This is a genomic window from Moraxella sp. FZLJ2109, assembly GCF_024296965.1.
In the GTDB taxonomy this organism is placed as follows: Bacteria; Pseudomonadota; Gammaproteobacteria; order Pseudomonadales; family Moraxellaceae; genus Moraxella.
The window spans coordinates 1,770,017-1,786,516 of the sequence record NZ_CP101112.1 but is presented as its reverse complement, the minus strand read 5'-3'; the positions used below and the strand labels follow the sequence as shown (position 1 = coordinate 1,786,516).

Annotated in this window: 15 protein-coding genes; 7 read left to right on the top strand and 8 right to left on the bottom strand. The window is 46.8% G+C overall.

Going from position 1 to position 16,500, the window contains the following annotated elements; genetic code table 11:
* Positions 1–4 precede the first annotated feature (4 nt).
* The gene (ilvD, locus tag NKU06_RS08625) at positions 5–1,903 is read left to right on the top strand and encodes a dihydroxy-acid dehydratase (RefSeq protein ID WP_254730048.1); all 1,899 of its coding nucleotides are present in this window, start codon (positions 5–7) and stop codon (positions 1,901–1,903) included.
* Between the two features lie 123 nt (positions 1,904–2,026).
* Here the strand turns inward: ilvD and NKU06_RS08620 are convergent, their stop codons facing one another.
* Entirely contained in the window at positions 2,027–3,796 is a 1,770-nt protein-coding gene (locus NKU06_RS08620; protein ID WP_254730046.1) for a glutamine--tRNA ligase/YqeY domain fusion protein, read from the bottom strand.
* A gap of 202 nt (positions 3,797–3,998) precedes the next feature.
* Here NKU06_RS08620 and NKU06_RS08615 point away from each other — a divergent pair, with 202 nt between their 5' ends.
* Positions 3,999–4,508, top strand: a complete 510-nt coding sequence (locus tag NKU06_RS08615; RefSeq protein ID WP_371928007.1) for a peptidylprolyl isomerase — start codon at positions 3,999–4,001, stop codon at positions 4,506–4,508.
* Positions 4,508–5,302, top strand: a complete 795-nt coding sequence (locus tag NKU06_RS08610) for a UDP-2,3-diacylglucosamine diphosphatase (RefSeq protein WP_254730044.1) — start codon at positions 4,508–4,510, stop codon at positions 5,300–5,302. Before NKU06_RS08615 ends, NKU06_RS08610 begins: the two co-directional genes overlap by 1 nt.
* A gap of 45 nt (positions 5,303–5,347) precedes the next feature.
* Here NKU06_RS08610 and NKU06_RS08605 read toward each other — a convergent pair whose 3' ends face one another.
* From NKU06_RS08605 to orn, 4 genes are all read right to left on the bottom strand, one after another.
* Positions 5,348–6,145, bottom strand: coding sequence for a transporter substrate-binding domain-containing protein (locus tag NKU06_RS08605; RefSeq protein ID WP_254730042.1), 798 nt, complete (start codon positions 6,143–6,145; stop codon positions 5,348–5,350).
* A gap of 93 nt (positions 6,146–6,238) precedes the next feature.
* The gene (locus tag NKU06_RS08600) at positions 6,239–7,114 is read right to left on the bottom strand and encodes a pirin family protein (protein ID WP_254730040.1); all 876 of its coding nucleotides are present in this window, start codon (positions 7,112–7,114) and stop codon (positions 6,239–6,241) included.
* A gap of 111 nt (positions 7,115–7,225) precedes the next feature.
* The gene (locus NKU06_RS08595) at positions 7,226–8,101 is read right to left on the bottom strand and encodes a pirin family protein (RefSeq protein WP_254730038.1); all 876 of its coding nucleotides are present in this window, start codon (positions 8,099–8,101) and stop codon (positions 7,226–7,228) included.
* A 281-nt stretch (positions 8,102–8,382) separates the two neighbouring features.
* Positions 8,383–8,970: an oligoribonuclease gene (gene orn / locus NKU06_RS08590; protein ID WP_254730036.1), complete on the bottom strand. Its 588-nt coding sequence runs from the start codon at positions 8,968–8,970 to the stop codon at positions 8,383–8,385.
* Positions 8,971–9,266: 296 nt separating this feature from the next.
* Between orn and NKU06_RS08585 the strand changes: the two genes are divergently transcribed.
* The 3 genes from NKU06_RS08585 (at position 9,267) to NKU06_RS08575 (ending at position 11,792) form a co-directional block, all read left to right on the top strand.
* Complete coding sequence (locus NKU06_RS08585; protein ID WP_253223305.1) at positions 9,267–9,938, top strand: DUF2062 domain-containing protein; 672 nt, start codon at positions 9,267–9,269, stop codon at positions 9,936–9,938.
* 238 nt (positions 9,939–10,176) lie between these two features.
* Entirely contained in the window at positions 10,177–11,337 is a 1,161-nt protein-coding gene (metK, locus tag NKU06_RS08580; protein WP_253223304.1) for a methionine adenosyltransferase, read from the top strand.
* A gap of 122 nt (positions 11,338–11,459) precedes the next feature.
* On the top strand, positions 11,460–11,792 hold the full coding sequence (locus NKU06_RS08575; RefSeq protein WP_253223303.1) for a DUF3144 domain-containing protein: 333 nt from the start codon (positions 11,460–11,462) through the stop codon (positions 11,790–11,792).
* Between the two features lie 47 nt (positions 11,793–11,839).
* Here the strand turns inward: NKU06_RS08575 and NKU06_RS08570 are convergent, their stop codons facing one another.
* The 3 genes from NKU06_RS08570 to NKU06_RS08560 form a co-directional block, all read right to left on the bottom strand.
* Positions 11,840–12,730, bottom strand: a complete 891-nt coding sequence (locus NKU06_RS08570) for an ABC transporter six-transmembrane domain-containing protein (protein ID WP_254730034.1) — start codon at positions 12,728–12,730, stop codon at positions 11,840–11,842.
* Entirely contained in the window at positions 12,723–13,154 is a 432-nt protein-coding gene (locus NKU06_RS08565; RefSeq protein WP_254730032.1) for a MarR family winged helix-turn-helix transcriptional regulator, read from the bottom strand. Before NKU06_RS08565 ends, NKU06_RS08570 begins: the two co-directional genes overlap by 8 nt.
* Before the next feature lie 77 nt (positions 13,155–13,231).
* Entirely contained in the window at positions 13,232–13,477 is a 246-nt protein-coding gene (locus tag NKU06_RS08560) for a DUF333 domain-containing protein (RefSeq protein WP_254730030.1), read from the bottom strand.
* Positions 13,478–13,737: 260 nt separating this feature from the next.
* Here NKU06_RS08560 and ppc point away from each other — a divergent pair, with 260 nt between their 5' ends.
* The gene (ppc, locus tag NKU06_RS08555; RefSeq protein ID WP_254730028.1) at positions 13,738–16,491 is read left to right on the top strand and encodes a phosphoenolpyruvate carboxylase; all 2,754 of its coding nucleotides are present in this window, start codon (positions 13,738–13,740) and stop codon (positions 16,489–16,491) included.
* Positions 16,492–16,500: the final 9 nt, after the last annotated feature.

Below are 16,500 nucleotides of genomic sequence, written 5' to 3'. Positions count from 1 at the left end.
ATTTATGCCAGTTTATCGCTCCAAAACTTCTACCGCTGGTCGCAACATGGCAGGTGCTCGTGCCCTATGGCGCGCCACAGGTATGACGGATGACGATTTTAACAAGCCAATCATCGCCATCGCCAACTCATTCACTCAGTTCGTGCCAGGTCATGTGCATCTTAAGGACTTAGGTCAGCTGGTCGCTCGTGAGATCGAAGCTGCCGGCGGTGTCGCCAAAGAGTTCAACACCATCGCTGTCGATGATGGCATCGCGATGGGTCATGGCGGTATGCTGTATAGCTTGCCTAGCCGTGATTTGATTGCTGATAGCGTCGAATATATGGTCAATGCCCACTGTGCCGATGCACTGGTCTGTATCTCAAACTGCGACAAAATCACCCCGGGTATGCTGATGGCAGCGATGCGTCTGAATATCCCAACCATCTTTGTCTCTGGCGGCCCGATGGAAGCAGGCAAGGTACTGGCAAGCACACTTGGCGATGGTCATACCGTGCATGAGACTGTGACCGATGAGAGCGGTCAAAAGGTGCGTAAGCTTGACCTAGTCGATGCGATGATCGACGCGGCTGATGATCTGATTAATGATGCTGATGTCGCGACCACCGAACGCTCAGCCTGCCCAACTTGTGGATCATGCTCAGGTATGTTCACCGCAAACTCGATGAACTGCTTGACCGAAGCACTTGGTCTATCACTACCAGGCAATGGTTCACTGCTTGCGACGCACGCCAAGCGAAAAGATTTGTTCCTAGAAGCAGGTCGCCGTATCGTCAAGCTTGCCAAACGCTACTATGAACAAGATGATGCATCGGTGCTACCACGCTCGATCGCCACCAAAGCCGCTTATGAAAATGCCATGAGCCTAGATATCGCCATGGGTGGCTCGACCAATACCATCTTGCACCTATTGGCTGCTGCCAATGAAGCAGGTGTGGACTTTAAGATGGCGGACATTGATCGCCTATCTCGCCAAGTACCTTGTCTATCAAAAGTCGCCCCAGCTACCCAAAAATATCACATGGAAGATGTGCACCGTGCCGGTGGCGTGATGGGCATCTTAGCCGAGCTTGACCGTGCAGGGCTACTACAGACTGATGTGCCGACTGTACACAGTGCGACGATGGCTGATGCACTTGCCAAGTGGGATATCATGAATCCTGACAATACCCAAGCACGTGACCTATATATCGCAGCCCCAGGCGGCGTACGCACCACCCAAGCCTTTAGCCAAAATAAAGTCTGGTCAAATCTCGATGTCAATCGTGAATCAGGCTGTATCCGCAGCCGTGAACACGCCTATTCTCAAGATGGCGGACTTGCGGTACTATTTGGTAATATCGCTGAGCGTGGCTGTGTGGTCAAGACCGCAGGTGTGGACGAAAGCATCCTAACATTCACTGGCCGTGCTCGTGTGTTTGAGAGCCAAGACTCTGCAGTCGCTGCCATCTTGGATGATCAGATCGTCGCAGGTGACATCGTCATCATTCGCTACGAAGGCCCAAAAGGCGGCCCTGGTATGCAAGAGATGCTCTACCCGACATCTTATCTGAAGTCAAAAGGTCTAGGCAAAGCCTGCGCCCTACTCACCGATGGTCGCTTCAGCGGTGGTACATCAGGTCTGTCTATCGGTCATGCCAGCCCTGAAGCTGCCGAAGGCGGTGCTATTGGCTTGGTCGAAGAGTTTGACACCATTGAGATTGATATCCCAAATCGTCGTATCCATCTAGCAGTATCAGACGAAGTACTGGCCGCTCGTCGTGAAGCGATGCTGGCTCGTGGCAAACAAGCCTTCAAGCCCGTCAATCGCACACGCCAAGTCTCAGCCGCCCTGCGCGCCTATGCAGCGATGACCACCAGTGCTGATACTGGTGCTGTGCGTGATGTCAGTCAGGTTGAATAAGCTATCTAATTGACCAAAGTACCAATCAAGCCGTCAAATGATGGCTTGATTTTTTTATAGCAATAAAACAAAAGCCCTATTCCGTCATGAATAAGGCTTTGGTGTATTGATTTGACTACCGCATCACTCAGGCTTAAAGCTGTCTTTTAGCCCTACGATTTGGTTAAATACTGGCAAATCAGCATTGTGCTCGATGGCATCAGCGATAAAGTAACTCTCACGCTCAAACTGGAAACGCTCGCCTGCCGCAGCTTTTGCCAAATCAGGCTCAACCACCGCTTGACAGATGGTGAGTGAATTTGGGTTCAGATGCTGCTTGATCCACAGCGTATCAGCATCGGTATCGGCATCGATGATTTCTTTTTCGTGTAAGCTAACATCACTAATCTCATCATCTTCGAGCAGTAGATGCTCATACAGACGCACCACCGCATCGACACCATGACTGGCTGATACCCAGTGGATGACACCTTTGACCTTGCGACCTTCTGGGTTGTTACCCAGTGTATTTTCATCAATAGTAGCAATCAGCTCAACCACTTGACCTGCATCATCCAGCTTATGCTCATTGACTTTTAGGACATAGCTATTACGCAGGCGGATTTCAGGATTTTCTGGCGATAGACGCTTGTAGCCTGCTGGTGGCACGACTTCAAAGTCGGTTTGGTCGATATAGATGGTCTGGGTAAATGGAATACGGCGTTCGCCCATATCCAAGGACGGATGCTTTGGCTGGGTGAGCCATAGCACTTCACCATCAAAATCAGCCACAGTTTTTGGGTTTTTGAGTTCGTCAAATTTTGCCACCGCTTCATCAAAGTTGGTGATGGTGACCTTCAAGGGACGCAATACCGCCATACCACGAGCGGCGGTGTCTTCGAGCGATTTACGCACGCTAAACTCAAGCATACGATGATCCACCAGGCCATCAGATTTGGTAATGCCCACACGCTCACAAAAATCACGCAAGCCCTCAGGCGTATAGCCACGGCGACGCATACCAGCCACGGTCGGCATACGCGGATCATCCCAACCTGACACCACACCCATATCCACCAGACGCTTCAGTTTACGCTTACTGGTCAGGGTATGATCGATGTTTAGACGACTAAATTCGTACTGATGTGGCGGATTATTAAAGCCCACTTTCTCAATCACCCAATCATAAAATGGGCGATGATCTTCAAACTCTAGCGTACACAGCGAGTGCGTAATGCCCTCAAGCGCATCAGACAAAGGATGGGCAAAGTCATACATCGGATAGATGCACCAGTCATCGCCCGTCTGATGGTGATGAGCGTGCATCACCCGATAGATGACAGGGTCACGCATATTCATGTTTGGATGTGCCATATCAATCTTGGCACGCAGTACTGCACCACCATCAGGATATTTGCCGTTTTTCATGTCATCAAAACGAGCCAAATTCACTTCCACACTCTCATCGCGTTGCGGTGATGGCTTGCCCACTTCGGTGAATGAGCCACGATTGGCACGGATTTCATCAATGCTTTGTAGATCGACATAGGCATCCCCTTGCTTGATGAGTTGTACCGCCCAAGCGTGCAGCTGATCAAAGTAGCTCGATGCATAACGCACATCACCCGCCCAGTCAAAGCCAAGCCATTTGACATCTTCTTTGATACCATCGACATAGTCTTGTTTTTCGGCAGTTGGGTTGGTGTCATCAAAGCGTAAGTTACACGCACCATCAAACTCGCCTGCCACACCGAAGTTTAGGCAAATCGACTTGACATGGCCGATGTGCAAATAGCCATTTGGCTCAGGTGGAAAACGGGTCAAAATGCTCTCATGCTTGCCTGATTGCAGGTCATCACGGATGATGGTACGGATAAAATCGTTTTTTTCGGGTAGCTCGTTAGCAGTGGTCATATCTTTGTCCAAATTATTATCAATCAATACAAAATAAACCTTGATACTTTAGCATAATTGGCATGATTTTTCATCTGTTTAATCAGCAATTTCTTGGCGGATTTATCCTTGAAATCCTTTGAAATCGATAAAATCATCCCCATATTTATCCGACAACTGTGCTATAATAGCCAAAATTTCACTCACTTGATTAGGATTTATTATGGATATGCCCATTGTAGAATTTGACACCACTTATGGCAACATCGTCATCGAGCTAAACGCCGAAAAAGCACCTGTAACGGTCGCCAACTTCATCGACTATGTCGAGTCTGGTCATTATGACGGCTTGATTTTTCACCGTGTGATTGATGGCTTTATGATCCAAGGCGGTGGCATGGACAGCGAAATGAACGAAAAACGCACCGGCACACCAATCAAAAACGAAGCAGACAACGGCCTAAAAAACACCACAGGCACTATCGCCATGGCTCGCACTTCTGATCCACATTCGGCGACAGCACAGTTTTTCATCAATGTGCGTGACAACGATTTTCTAAACTACACCAGCCCAACACCACAAGGTTGGGGCTATGCCGTATTCGGTCGCGTCATCGATGGCATGGATGTCGTGAACCAAATCAAAGGCGTGCCAACTGGTCGCTTCGGCTATCACGCGGATGTACCGACCACACCGATCGTGATCAACAGCGCTAAAGTTATTAAGAAATAATGCACAGCGCTGATTATTATTTCACCACAAAGCCGTCTGAAATTCAGGCGGTTTTTGTTAGTGATTTGCACTTATCAGCACATACGCCCAAGCTTGCAGCGGCATTTATTCGCCTGATTGAAGATCTGTGCCACCTGCCGAATTTGAATAGCTTATACATTCTTGGCGACTGGTTGGATGCTTGGATCGGTGATGATGCTTATTTAAGCTTGGATAAACAAACCAAAGACATGCATTGGCTCACACCCATCATCAAAGCCCTAAAAAAACTGTCTGACAAAAAGGTGCAAATCTTAGTCATGCATGGCAATCGCGATTTTGCTTTGTCTGATAAACTCACCAAATTATTTGGCGGTGCAATCATCGCAGAGCCTTATTATCTCACGACATCCACGCATCGCATCCGCCTAGAGCATGGCGATGCGCTATGTACGGATGATGTCAAATACCAGCAATATCGCGCCATCATCCGTCATCCTGCGGTGCGATGGCTCCTGCTGGCTACGCCATTATCTTTTCGCTCAAAGCTTGGTAAAGATATTAAAGATAAATCACACAATGATAAACGCCAAAAGTCAGCTACCATCATGGATGTCAATCATGATGCAGTTCAAAAAGCATTAACAGACTGTGATATATTACTACATGGTCATACCCACCGCCCTGCTGTGCATCTATTGGGTAACAAAGCTCGACTAGTGCTCGGTGACTGGCGATATGATGACAGACAGGTGACGGCAGAAATCGGGCTGCTCATTGGGTATGAGATTGTTTTGGCGAATTTTAGCGTATAAAAAAAACACTGCCAATTAGCAGTGATTTTGAGCTTATCGCTTTGATTATTGCTTGGGTAGCCATTTGTTGATGACTTTATCCAAATTGCCCGATAGCTTTTCTAGGTGGAAAAACTGATCCACATAAGCCTTGAAGCGAAAATCATTATTAGGAATCAGCCAGCCATTTTCGGCAGGTTTGAGCGGCTTATCAGGATTCACGCCACATAGCACGCCTTTGTGCTCATGCGTCTTGACGATGGCTTCAGCCGCTTCGGTGACAAATACATCCGCACGACCTTCAGCCACTTCATTAAAAATCGTCAAATTTTCAGGATGCATCGTAAGCTTTGCCTTGGTCAAAACAGTGCGAGCAAAGTTCTCATTACTGCCACCAGGATTGGCTACGATACGCACCGTTGGCTGATTGATCTGCTCGATGGTTTGGTATTTGGCGACATCTTCACAGCCCACCAGTGGCGTTTTGCCATTGGTAAAATAAGGCTCGGTAAACAGCGCCTGCTGCTGACGCGGTAAAGCAATCGAAATGCCACCGATGGCAATATCGCACTTACCCGCGGTAAAATCACTCATCAGATTTGACCAACTGGTCTTAACCATCTGAACTTCTGCACCCATACTGTCTGCCAACAGCTCAACCAAGTCATTATCCACACCTTCAAACTTACCCTGATGATCAAAGCTAAACGGCTTATAATCGCCTGGTGAACACACGCGCAAAGTCTTAGTCTTCATGACCTGCGCCAAAGTATCAGGCATCGCACTCGTCTGCGCTTGCACGCTTGGTGCCATCATAAGATTTGCGCTGCAGCCACCATGCTTAGGGTAAACAGTTTTTTTCACCCTACACTCCATTGGTTGATAAATTGAAATAGCATTATAACGAAAAATAAAAAAGACGAAAACCATCAATTTTCGTCTTTTGCATAATTTGTATTAATCCACCCACGGCGGACGCGGCGCGTCATAGCGATACGGCGCATCTACTACAGGGGCAAAGCGTGCATTTTGTGCTTGCCAATCACCGAATGCCGTGCCGATATAGCCCTTATCAGGACCGACAAAGTTCCACCACATAGTCACAGGATAATCAATCGGCACGCCACCGATCAGCAGCACACGCGCATGAGCAGGCAAGCTGATGGTAAGTGTACTCGCGCCTGCTTGCTGATAATACAGATGATGCATCGGCACAGTACTATCCGCCACTTGCGCTTCGCCAAGGCTGACAAATATACCGTATTCGAACTCAGTATTCAATGGCAAAGTCAGCATCTGCGCCGTATCGCTGTCATTGTGTAGATCTAGACCCACAAGCGGCGTATAGACCTTAGCAGCGGAGCGTTGATCAGCAAATTCACCAACCAATAAAGTATGCGTCACACCCTGATCTGTCCACACAGGCAGCTGTGATAAATGTTGAAAATCCGCCGCGCCATCATATCGATCAGGCGGCAAGGCAATCCACAGCTGCACCGCGTGCATATCGCCCGTGCTGTTCGGTGCATTCACTTCAGTGTGTGCGATACCATGCCCTGCCGTCATGATATTGATCTCACCTGGACCTACGGTATTGGCATTGCCCAAGCTGTCATGATGCAGCGTCTCACCTGCGATCATCCAAGTAAAAGTCTGTAGTGCTGTATGTGGATGCTCGCCGACATTAAGCGGCTTATCCGACTTGGTTGGACCCAAATGATCCAAAAAGCACCACGCGCCAATCGTGCGACGACCACGCTGTGGCAATACGCGATTGACATACAGTCCTTCATTGAGCAGTGCCTCACGCGGCTTTAAGATATTATCACTCATCTTGGTGATCCTTGTGTATGAATTTTCCGCCCAAATTCACATGATAAGATCAAATTTGAACGGAAAATTTTTTAATTCATCTTATTAATATAGACAACTTATGCGGATGGTTTATTCAGCCATCACATCGGCTTTTTCGCCCAATCTGCCTGCGCGATAATCATTCATCGCATCGATGATTTGCTGTTCGGTATTCATCACAAATGGACCATATTGGACGATTGGTTCATTCAGCGGCTTACCTGCGATCAATAAGAATCGCGCGTCTTCATCTGCATCGATGACCACGCCATCACTGCCTGCATCATTTGCCAAGATCGCCATGGTATCAAGCGCAACTTTTTTACCATTGATGCTGACACTGCCGCGGAAGACAAAGATAAAGGCATTGTGCGTATCTGGCAGCTGCTGCTCAAAACGCGCACCTGCAGGCATTTTGACATCCAAATAAGTCGGCTCAGTCACTTCTCGCGTCACCGCGCCATCGACACCATGACTATGACCTGCAATCACCGTGACATCCACGCCATTATCCAATCGCGCGTGCGGTAGATCCGCCTTAGCAAAATCCTTATACCAAGGCTTGTTCAATTTATCCTTGGCAGGTAGATTCAGCCACAGCTGAAAGCCTTCCATCACACCGTTTTCTTGTTGGGGAATCTCAGAATGGATCACGCCATGCGCTGCCGTCATCCACTGCACGCCGCCATCTTCAAGTAGTCCGCGATGCCCTGCGCTGTCATGGTGCAGCATACGACCTTGGATCATAAAGGTAATGGTCTCAAAGCCACGGTGCGGATGATCAGGAAAACCTGCGATATAGTCATTTGGGTCATCGCTGCTGAAGTGATCAAGCATCAGATATGGATCAAGGCGTTTTTGTAGATTGTGCGTCAGTACGCGCGTCAAATTCACGCCTGCACCATCAGAAGTTGGCATACCTTTGTTTAATTGTTCGACTTGTCGGGTGTGGGTGACAGTAGTCATGGAAAGCTCCTTATTGATTATTATTTAATTATGAATTTATTATAATGTTAATATGCCATTTATTATGTGTAGATTATCGGCATTGTCACGCTTTGGATAATTATACAGATACCCATAAAATCATCAGCGGTGATTATACTATAAGGATGGCAGGGCAATTTTTCAAGAAAAAAAAACGCAATCTTAATCAATGATCTGATGATGAGTCATTGATTTTTAAACCAATTTATAAATAAAAACGGAACACACTCACTGCGTTCCGTTGATTCATTGCACAGCCATCAATCCAATAACTTAAAAAAATGCTCACGATAATGGCGCAGCTCGCGGATTGAGTCGCGGATGTCGTCTAGGGCAAGATGCGCGCCGCCTTTATGGTAGCCACTTGCCACATCAGGACGCCAGCGATAGCACAGCTCTTTGATACTTGAGACATCTAGGTTGCGATAGTGAAAATAACGCTCAAGCTTCGGCATTTGGCGCGCCAAGAATCGGCGATCTTGACAGATGGAATTACCACACATCGGTGAGATGCCCGCATCCACCCACTTTGACAGAAATTCAATGGTCTGCGCTTCAGCATCTTTAAGCGTCACTTTACTGCGGCGCACGCGATCAATCAGACCAGATTGTCCGTGTTGGTTCTTATTCCAGTCATCCATACCATTTAGCACCACATCGCTGACCTTGATGGCAAGCACGGGACCTTCAGCAAGGATGTTCAAATCATCATCCGTGACGATGGTTGCAATCTCGATGATCTCATCGCGCTGGGTATCAAGCCCTGTCATTTCAAGATCAATCCAAATCAAGGCTTTTTTGGCTTTTGTCGATGGCTTTGGTGTGGCGATTTTAATTTTGTCAGTCATGAAATTATCCTTTATCAAACCTTGCCATTGTAGCACAGCTTGCACGCGTACGCCATGATTTAAAAAGCATTCATCAGATGATTATCAGATACATTGACAAACTGGCATGCGCTTTATCTTAGCAAATACGCTTGGTAAATACTCTTAGCAAAAATCATTGTAGCAACAGATACAGTTTCCGATACCGCTTGCTTACAAAAACACACGCTTTAACATCGAAATTTTTATAAAATTTTGTTATAATCAGTGACTTAAATTTATCACCAACCATCCATGCTACTCGCGACCAGATTTTCATGCCAAAAAATAAAATCAAAGCCTGGCTGCCTACCCCCGAAAAGCTGCGTGAAAATCGCCTGATCGCGATGTTTGCACCGTTTTTGGCAGATCCGCGCCTGTGGCAGATGAATCGTGGTTCGCTCAATCGTGCGGTATATGTCGGCGTGTTGGCGGCGTTTTTTCCACTACCAGGGCAGATGCCGCTTGCCATCATCGGTGCGCTGCTTGTGCGTGCCAATGTACCGATGGCGGTGGCTTTGACATGGATTACCAATCCTTTGACAGGCATTCCTGTATTTTGGGCGGCGTATTCGCTTGGCGCGTGGCTGCTTGGTGAGCCGATGATCGGCATTCGCAGCATTGGCATCATCTTAAGCGATTTAACCCTTTGGGTGACGACAAGCGACGCTATTAACCCCTTTACCCATCACAAGATTTTCTCTTGGCAAACGATGGTGGTCGGGCTTGTGCTGTCTGCGATCATCACCAGTATTGTGCTGGGCGTGGCGTTTCGGATTTTTTGGCATTATCGCACGGTGCGCGACTGGCAAGCACGCCACGGTTATAACGCCAAAGCGCCGCGATTTAGCAAGCAAAAAGGTCATAAAGCCCGCGAAAAAGCCCGCGCCGAACAAGAAAAAGTCCAAGCCCAAAAGTCTGCCAAGTCTTCTGACGATTTTTCTATTTGATCAATTTCATCACATTCACAACCGTAAGCGTAATCATTTTCATCTTTATATGAAAATTTTTCATTGGTTTTTATCACACTTTTCAAGTATAATTTTCCGCCAAATACCCAAAGATTTTTCTTATCGATGAATGATTGATTCAGACCAAGCCTTTTGCGAGTGGGTATTTGTTCTGTCAAGCCTAAAAAAGCCACCAGAATCGCACACTTTTTTTCTTCTTTTTTATAGTGAAAATCTTATGAATTATTCCGTATTTACTTCAGAATCTGTCAGCGAAGGCCATCCAGATAAGATGGCAGACCAAATCTCTGATGCCCTACTTGATGCTATCTTAGAACAAGACAAAGATGCGCGCGTGGCGTGTGAGACCTTGGTAAAAACAGGGGCGGTGGTATTAGCTGGCGAGATCAGCACACACGCGAACATCGATGTCGAAGCCATCGTCCGCGACACCGTAAACAACATCGGCTACAACCATTCAGATCTTGGCTTTGATGGCTCAACTTGCGCAGTGATTAACATGATCGGCAAGCAGTCACCAGAGATCGCCCAAGGTGTCGATCGATCACGCCCAGAAGACCAAGGCGCAGGCGACCAAGGCTTGATGTTCGGCTATGCAACCAACGAAACTGAAGTACTGATGCCTGCACCGATTCAGCTATCACACCGCTTAATGGAGCGTCAAGCTGAACTTCGTAAAAACGGTACTTTGCCTTGGCTGCGTCCAGACGCCAAAGCGCAAGTCACCTTGCATTATGATGCAGCGTTCAAGCCATTTGCCGTCGATGCGGTGGTGCTATCAACTCAGCACAGCCCAGAGATCAGCCAAACTGACCTACATGAAGCGGTGATGGAAGAAATCATCAAAAAAGTCATCCCAGCTGAGCTGCTACACGCAGGCACACAATATCACATCAACCCAACGGGCAAATTCGTCATCGGCGGTCCTGTCGGTGATGCTGGTCTGACTGGTCGTAAAATCATCGTCGATACCTATGGCGGTATGGCGCGTCACGGCGGCGGTGCATTCAGTGGTAAAGATCCATCAAAAGTCGATCGCTCGGCTGCTTATGCAGGTCGCTATGTCGCCAAAAACATCGTCGCAGCAGGCCTTGCTGATCGCTGCGAAGTACAAGTCAGCTATGCCATCGGTGTCGCTGAGCCGACTTCAATCTCGGTTAATACCTTTAACACAGGTAAAATCAGCGACGCACAAATCGTCGATCTAATCCGCGCGCACTTCGACCTGCGCCCTTATGGTATCACGCGTATGCTTGATCTATTGCAGCCGATGTACCAACAAACCGCCAGCTACGGTCACTTCGGTCGCACAGGCTCAGACCATGCCTTTACTTGGGAAAAAACCGATAAAGCTGAGCTGCTGCGCACCGCGATTTAATCAGTAAATCTCTTGCTTAAGCATGATAAAAGCCTTAGAATAAGCGTGTTCTAAGGCTTTTTTATAAGCTGTATTTGATCTTTAAAAAGTCATTTAACCCATTGATAATACTAGGAAAAATTATGAGTAACAAACCAGAATTTAACGAAGAAGAATTCCAAGCGCAGATGAATGCGTTTTTTGAGCGCGCTGATCAAGTGATCAATCTTGCCAACAGTCAGCTGAGCCCACAGTCGCACGCAGGACAAGTCGCCGCAAGCCTAAACTATGCCGCAGCGCGCTTTGCGGTATCAGCAGCAAGTATCGGCTTTGTTAAAGGCAGCGATCTTGCCAAAGAAAAAGACGACATCATCAAGTTTTACACCGAAAAATATCAACAAATGCTGTCAGAGAACCTAGATCAGTATATTGAGAATTTCGATCAATATACCAATGTCTCAAAAGCTGAAAAGTGATTTATCGTACAATGTGTTGGGCTATAAACTGCCCAGCACATTACCCATCACACCGCCACCGCTTCACCCCGTCCTACTTCCACGCGCTTGCCAATATCTTTGAGTTTAGATAATTCTTCCACTAATCTTGGCATATCATCAAGGCTAATGGCAAATGTCCACAAATAAGTAATCACCGCATAAATATGCCCAGCCGTTACGCCATTTTTCAGCGTTAGCACGGTGAGCGTTACGCCAAACAAAATCGCCATCGCTACACCAATACACAAAAAACTCACCGCTTCACGATTGGAAATCAAAATCCGCAACCGTTCCACTAAGCCATAATGTTTGGAGAGTTCTCGATGACTGGCACGCTCCACGCAATCCACTTCTTTTTCAAGGCGATTATTGAGCTTAAAATACAGCTTATCATTCATCTTGATATAATTTGGCAAAATAAAAGCAAATACCATGACAATGCCCAACGCCACCACACCTGACCAAAATTCAATCAAAAGCAACATCACCACCGCCCCAACAATAGAAAAAGCAGATGTGATAAGTATCGGCAAATGCTGTTCAAAAAAATTAACAAATTCCCTTGATAACGCCACTCGAGCAGTGGTCGTGGATACATCAAAACCCTTGTGTCGTTGCCCCAAAATCACAGGCACGGCAAGTTCACTATAAATCCGAGTAAACGCACGAGTATCCACCGCACGCCGTGCCGAACCAACCGCCCAAATCACCAGCACCATCAACGCATAAGCCAACGCTGACAATAAATTGCCAGCCAGCACCGCATTGACCGCAAAACTACCCACCAGTGGATAAAGCAACAAAAGCAAATTTTCCGCAAATACAAGGCTAAAGGTAGCAAATAAGCGTTTTTTGTGTTGTATCGCAATGCTTTTAAGCGTGCGAAACATGGTCGGTTCTAAGGTTAAATCAGTCATGTGTAGCAACTTTTTGATTAAAAATAACACTAAATTCGTGCATTAAAGCAAATAATTGAGCGGTTTTTTCTGTACCAAATTCAGCAAACACTTGCTTGCTTATATCATGCGTTTTTGCCAAAATCGGCTCGGCAACCGCCCTGCCTGCGTCTGTCAAACGCATGATTTTTTCACGCTTATCGGTCGCACTTGGGTAAAATTCAAGCAAGCCTTTTTCCTTATATTCTTTACAAATATTAAAAATGGTTTGCTTAGGAATATACCACTCATCGCAAATCTGCTTTTGAGTTGTGCCATCTGCATTGTCCGCCAAGCTATACAACACCGCAAAATGATTATAAGTTAAGCCAAGTTTGACAATCCAATGCTCAACCGCACCATCAATTTGAGCAATGGCATTGCCAAGTTCATTAAAATAATTCATCACATCTTCTTAATATTCCCTAAAAAAAACATGGCGTAAATTATATTACGCCATGCCACAAATGGTGAGAACAGGTATTATTTGCTATGCTTGCGAAAATAATCCCATTCTTCTACCACTTGACCATTTGGCAAATGACACATCGCATATTCACCGCCATCTTTATCTTTACGAGGTTCTAATTTTCCGCCTTGTTTTACGCAAAATTCTGAAGCAGGATTTGCCATACCAATCATAGGCTCTGGTTCGGTAGTATTATTGGTTGTAGTGCAAGCGGTTAAAAGCATGGCAACTCCCAATGTCGCTAAAGTTAAAATTTTCATAAAAATTCCTAAAATGCTGAATGGATAAATTAGTCTTAAAATTTACTAATTTTGGCGTATTATACCGAAAAATTGGGGAAATGCAAGGGAAAGCAGTCTTATTTTTTACTAAATTTACCAGCCAAGAAAGTCTGCATTTTTGACTTTAAAATTTCATCAAACTGGTGTAATATGCCATAAAGTATGAATAAATTTTCTTTAGATAAGTTTTGTTTATTAATAATGTAAACCATGTAATTTTGCATGATAAGGAAACCACCATGAGCAGCAAAAAATCCAACCAAAACACACCTGCTGAGTTTCTCGACCAAGAAAAAGACCTACCACTGATCGCCGATACTGAGCTATTAAGCCGCGCGCTACTTGATGTGCTTGAAGAGCAGACTTCGCCGATCGTCGCTGAGACCATTCATCAGCTGATCGAAGGTGGCAACCCTGAAACCGTGATCAAAAAAGCGCTGCCGAAGCTCAACAGCCGCCAAACCGAAAACCTAATCCGCGCCTGCAGTCTATTTGCGCAAGTATTAAATATCGCTGAAGATCATCACCATGCGCGCCGTCGCCAAAGCTATGAAGCACAAGATTTAACGCCGAATTCATCAAGCTTTGCAGGCGTATTAAACCAAATCGAAAACAGCGGCATTACTCCATCACAGTTACAAAGCGAATTAAACAAAATCAATATCAGCGCTGTAATGACCGCACACCCAACCGAAGTACAGCGTCAAAGCGTGCTAAAGCTTCATCGCCAAATCCGCGCGCTATTGACCGATTTTCAATTCGCGGTCGGCTATCAAAAACAAAAACTCACCAACCAAATCAAAACCGTGCTGCTATCCCTATGGCAGACCAATGAGACGCGCCCGTTTAAGCTCAATGTCTCTGATGAGATCATCAATGGTGTGGCGTATTTTGATTTAAGTTTTTTCCAAGCCTTGCCGCGTCTGTATGCGCGCCTAGGTCATCAGCTGAATGAAGCTTATCCACAGACGATCTTGCCTGATGTCATTCGCATCGGTGGCTGGATCGGTGGCGACCGTGATGGCAACCCTTTTGTCGATGCTGATACGCTGCGCCAAGCCTTCAAGCGTCAAAGTGCGGCACTGTTTTATTTTTATCGCGATCAATTGGGCGAGCTGTATCAAGAGCTGCCGCTGTCGATTCGCCGTGTGAAAGTCAATGATGATGTGCTTAAGATGGCAGAAAACTCGCCAGAAAAGCTGATTTCACGCGCCGAAGAGCCGTATCGCTTAGCGGTTGCGCTGATCTCTGCGCGTATCGTTGCGAGCAGTAATGCACTGGGTCTGGATTATGGCTGTCGCTTTGGCAAGGCGAATGCTTATGCCAATAGCGATGAGTTTTTGGCAGATTTACAAAAACTGCACCGCTCGCTGACCGATAATGGCAGTGAATATCTTGCCCAAGGTCGCTTGACTGATTTAATGCGCGCGGTGAGCTTGTTCGGCTTTTATCTGATGCCGCTGGATTTGCGTCAGCACGCGCAAATCCATGCTGAGACGGTGCATGATTTGTTCAAGCACGCCGATTTGGAAGATTATCTAAGCCTATCTGAGACCGCGCGCCAACGCGTGCTACTGCGTGAGCTTGCCACCGCGCGCCCATTGTACAGCCATTATGTCGAGTACGATGCGCAGACCACCAAAGAGCTGAATATTTTCTTGGCAGCGGCAGATATCAAAAATCGCTATGGTGAAGCAGCTATCGAACAAAGCATCATCTCAAACTGCGAAACCATCAGCGATATGCTTGCACTTGCCTTGATCATGAAAGAGACAGGGCTTTTGAAAGTAGAAAATGGCGTGCCGACATCGCGCGTCAATATTGTGCCATTGTTTGAGACCATCGAAGCTCTGCAAAACTGCATTGGCGTAATGGATGAGCTACTTGCCAAACCGTGGTATCAAAGCCTGCTCAAAAGCCGCAACAATACCCAAGAAATCATGCTTGGCTATTCTGACAGCAACAAAGATGGCGGCTATGTCACCAGTCAGTGGTCACTGTATCAAGCCGAAGAAAAATTGGTGCAGATTTTTGAGAAACATCAAGTGCAGATGCGTCTATTCCATGGTCGTGGTGGCAGTGTCGGTCGCGGTGGTGGTCCATCATTTGAAGCGATTTTGGCACAGCCTGCAGGCTCGGTGGCAGGTCAAATCCGCATCACTGAACAAGGCGAAGTCATCACTGCCAAGTACGCCGAAGCCAATAATGCCGAGCACAATCTCGAAGTGCTGGTCGCTGCGACGCTCAAAGCTACCGTGCTACCAAATGCGACCATGACGCCTGATTTTGGCTTGATGTCATCGCTGTCCGAACGCGCGTTTAACCATTATCGTGCGCTGATTGAACATCCTGCGTTTATTGATTATTTCTTGCAAACCAGTCCGATTACCGAGATTGCGACGCTGAACATTGGCTCGCGCCCAGCTAGCCGTAAGAGTCTTGCACGCATTCAGGACTTACGCGCCATTCCGTGGGTATTTTCTTGGATGCAAAACCGCTTGATGTTGCCTGCGTGGTATGGCTTTGGTACTGCGATCGAAAGCCTAATCGCTGATGATAATGATCATTTAGAGCAGCTGATCACCCATGCCGATGACAGTGCATTTTTCTACGCGATGCTATCAAACATGGAGCAGGTGCTTGCCAAGACTGATTTGTCCATCGCCAAGACTTATGTCGAACTTGCCGAAAACCAAGAATCCGCCAAGGCAATCTATGCGATGATCGAAGCAGAATATCAGCGCAGTAAATCAGCCCTGTTAAAGCTGACTGGGCATAAAACTTTGCTTGAAGACAACCGCTCGTTGGCGCGCTCATTGGCACTGCGCCTACCGTATTTGAATGCATTAAACTGGCTACAGGTACTACTACTCAAAGAACGCCGTGGCGAGCAGTCGCTAGATCGCAGTGATAATTTTGATGATGCTCGATTATTACAGCTGATTCACTTGACCATCAATGGCGTAGCACAGGGTCTGCGAAATACTGGCTGAGCCATTCAT

Bases quoted from the DNA above. Each gene is read 5' to 3' on its own strand.
- ilvD (WP_254730048.1), top strand. From the start codon at position 5: ATGCCAGTTTATCGCTCCAAAACTTCTACCGCTGGTCGCAACATGGCA.
- NKU06_RS08620 (WP_254730046.1), bottom strand. From the start codon at position 3,796: ATGACCACTGCTAACGAGCTACCCGAAAAAAACGATTTTATCCGTACC.
- NKU06_RS08615 (WP_371928007.1), top strand. From the start codon at position 3,999: ATGGATATGCCCATTGTAGAATTTGACACCACTTATGGCAACATCGTC.
- NKU06_RS08610 (WP_254730044.1), top strand. From the start codon at position 4,508: ATGCACAGCGCTGATTATTATTTCACCACAAAGCCGTCTGAAATTCAG.
- NKU06_RS08600 (WP_254730040.1), bottom strand. From the start codon at position 7,114: ATGAGTGATAATATCTTAAAGCCGCGTGAGGCACTGCTCAATGAAGGA.
- NKU06_RS08595 (WP_254730038.1), bottom strand. From the start codon at position 8,101: ATGACTACTGTCACCCACACCCGACAAGTCGAACAATTAAACAAAGGT.
- orn (WP_254730036.1), bottom strand. From the start codon at position 8,970: ATGACTGACAAAATTAAAATCGCCACACCAAAGCCATCGACAAAAGCC.
- NKU06_RS08585 (WP_253223305.1), top strand. From the start codon at position 9,267: ATGCCAAAAAATAAAATCAAAGCCTGGCTGCCTACCCCCGAAAAGCTG.
- metK (WP_253223304.1), top strand. From the start codon at position 10,177: ATGAATTATTCCGTATTTACTTCAGAATCTGTCAGCGAAGGCCATCCA.
- NKU06_RS08575 (WP_253223303.1), top strand. From the start codon at position 11,460: ATGAGTAACAAACCAGAATTTAACGAAGAAGAATTCCAAGCGCAGATG.
- NKU06_RS08570 (WP_254730034.1), bottom strand. From the start codon at position 12,730: ATGACTGATTTAACCTTAGAACCGACCATGTTTCGCACGCTTAAAAGC.
- NKU06_RS08565 (WP_254730032.1), bottom strand. From the start codon at position 13,154: ATGAATTATTTTAATGAACTTGGCAATGCCATTGCTCAAATTGATGGT.
- NKU06_RS08560 (WP_254730030.1), bottom strand. From the start codon at position 13,477: ATGAAAATTTTAACTTTAGCGACATTGGGAGTTGCCATGCTTTTAACC.
- ppc (WP_254730028.1), top strand. From the start codon at position 13,738: ATGAGCAGCAAAAAATCCAACCAAAACACACCTGCTGAGTTTCTCGAC.